Annotated in this window: 3 protein-coding genes; all 3 read right to left on the reverse strand. The window is 51.8% G+C overall.

The genetic code is table 11. From position 1 onward, the window contains the following. A partial coding sequence (locus E1189_RS23965) for a hypothetical protein (RefSeq protein WP_196221457.1) occupies positions 1 to 253 on the reverse strand: 253 nt, incomplete at its 3' end. Positions 254 to 805: 552 nt separating this feature from the next. Beyond that, positions 806 to 2,362, reverse strand: coding sequence for a hypothetical protein (locus tag E1189_RS15050; protein WP_230460422.1), 1,557 nt, complete (start codon positions 2,360 to 2,362; stop codon positions 806 to 808). Further along, positions 2,320 to 2,629 (reverse strand): hypothetical protein (locus E1189_RS15055; RefSeq protein ID WP_196221458.1); only part of this gene is annotated, 310 nt, incomplete at its 5' end. The genes E1189_RS15055 and E1189_RS15050, both read right to left, overlap by 43 nt.

Genomic DNA, 2,629 nt, shown 5'->3' on the forward strand with positions numbered 1-2,629 from the left:
ATAACTCAATAGCCTTATCATCGCAGGGGGTATTCACCTGTCCCCCGGTTGCTCGGGTGCGCAGCTGGATAAAGATGTCCAGGGCCATTCTCAGGTTGTCCGTACCCCCTATAATCTGAAGTAGTCTGCCCAGAGCCAGTCCATTGGTTTTTTCATCGTTGAGACATTTTGAATGATGTGCATAAAGGTGCTGGAAGAGTGGTAAAGCTTCCGTTAAACGGCCCCTGGCCTGTAAAGCTCTCCCTTTTGCCATCATTACTCCTTTATTGTTTTGTAAACTCCTTGGGAGTGTATCGACATACCCGATACACCCATCAAAATCTTCAAGAAGAAACAAAGACCTGGCTTTTAATTGCACAACACGAGCATATCGACGCGAATCCCCCTCGTATTTTTGCAATAGCATCTCTGTCTCATTCAGTACTTTTTGAGGGTCGCTTTTCAGAATACGGAAGCCTTTATCTATGTCGTTATATATCTGTGAATGAGAGTAGACCGGATAGTGTTGGGAACGACGTTGTGAAAGCTGGAGGTGCGCAGGCTGACCAGCACTCCCTGGGTGTTGATAACCCTGTGGACTATGGATGTAAGGCGCATGCCTACGTGGATAGCTTTGTCTGGAAGGAGGCGCCTGTCGTCGGTTATGGCCGCCTCTTTCATATTTTGGTGGTATGTACATGCTCTGAATAAGCCTTTATCGCAGTTATGTCTGGAGGTGTTCGTTAAATCAAATGTTTTGTATGGATTATGGCGAGGGAATAAAAGTTCAAAGTGCGTCAGGGTTGAGAACAGGGTTGTTTAAGTTTTAAGTATGCACCGGGGTTTCATCAGTCACAGAAGTCAGTAGCTTTCGCTCTCTTTGCCTCCATCTATCATCTTTCCTCAGTTTCAGACGATGGGGTTCAAGATTGTTGGCCCTCCCGAAGAGGAATTCCGCTTTATGCTTGAATTCTTGTTCTTTTCTCTCTTTAATACCTAACGCTTGCAGCCTGGGTTTCGGCCAGGTTGATAAAAGACGGAAGCAATGAGCCAGTTGACTGATACAGGATGCAGCTGTGCCTCCACTATCCTCCACTGCAAGAGCAGCCCAGTAGAACGCTTTTCCCAGAAGATCCGAATTTTCGGGCAATATGTCTGTAAATTCCATGAATTCCCGGAAGTTACGGATACTCAAAATTAAGTAGGTTTCGAACCCCGAACACAACTGCTTTTCGAGTTGCAGCTCATCAAACAGCACCCACTCTCCCATATCAACGAAAATGCCTGCTATACCCAGTTTGATCTCCTTCTGCTCACAGGGTGTGGCCCCGGTGCGTAGCCGGGTAAGGATGTCCAGAGCCATTTTCAGGTTCTCAGTGCCCCCCAGATCCTGAAGATGTCTGGCCACTGTTAACTCGATATCCTTGTCATTGCAGGGGGTATTCGCTCGCCCATCGGCCGCCAGGGTGCGCAATCGGGTAAAGATAACCAGAGCCGCTTGCTGGTTGTCCGTGCCTCCCATTTTCTTGAGGTGCCTGCCCAGAGCCAGTTCAATCTCTTTATCATCACAGGGGGTGTTCGGCTGCCCCCCGGCAGCTTGAGTACGCAGCCGGGTGAAGATATCCAGTGCTGCTTCCATGTTGTCCTTGCCCCCTATAACCTGAAGCTGTATGCCCAGGGCCAGTTCGATCTCTTTATCATCACAGGGGGTGTTCGGCTTCCCCCCGGCAGCTTGAGCGCGCAGCCGGGTAAAGATATCCAATGCTGCTTTCTGGTTGTCCTTGTTCCCCATAGTCTGAAGATGCCTGCCAAGGGCCAGTTCGATCTCCTTGTCCTCACAGGGGATGTTTGCCTTCCCCTTAGCCGCTCGGGTGCGTAACCGGATAAAAATATCAAGAGCCATTTTCAGATTCTCCGGACCTCCCATGAGCTTGAGCTGTCTACCCAGAGCCAGTTCGATCTCCTTGTCATCGCAGGGGATGTTCGGCTGTCCTCCAGCTGCCCGGGTGCGCAGCCGGGTAAAGATATCCAGGGCCCTTTTCAGATTGTCTGTACCTCCCATAACCTCGAGATGTCTGCCCAGTGTTGATTCTATAACCTTGTCATCACAGGGGATGCCCGCCTGTCCTCCGGCAGCTTGGGTGCGTAGCCTGGTAAAGATCTCCAGGGCTTTTTTCAGGTTGTCTATTCCCCCTAATACCTGGAGATATCTGCCCAACGCTAACTCGATATCCTTATCATCACAGGGGGTGTTTACTCGTCCACCGGCTGCCCGGGTGCGCAGCCGGGCCCACCCGGCCGCACGGGTGCGCAGCCTGGTAAAGATGTTCAGAGCCGTTTTCAGGTTGTCCGTGCCCCCCATGAACTGAAGATGTCTGCCCAAGCCAGCTCGATATCCCTGTCGTCACAGGGAGTGTGCACCTGCCCCGCCGCCCGGGTGCGCATCTGGATAAAGATATCCAGGGCTGCTCTCAGATTCTCCTTGCCCCCCATGACCTGGAGCAGCCTGCCCATTGTTAACTCGATATCCTTATCACCACAAGGGGTGCTCACCTGCCCCGTGGCCACTCGGGTGTGCAACCGGGTAAAGATGTCCAGGGCTGCTCTCAGATGATCGGTGCCCCCCATGGCCTGAAGCAGTCTGCCCAGA

The organism is Parendozoicomonas verongulae, from assembly GCF_009711465.1.
GTDB lineage: Bacteria > Pseudomonadota > Gammaproteobacteria > Pseudomonadales > Endozoicomonadaceae > Sansalvadorimonas > Sansalvadorimonas verongulae.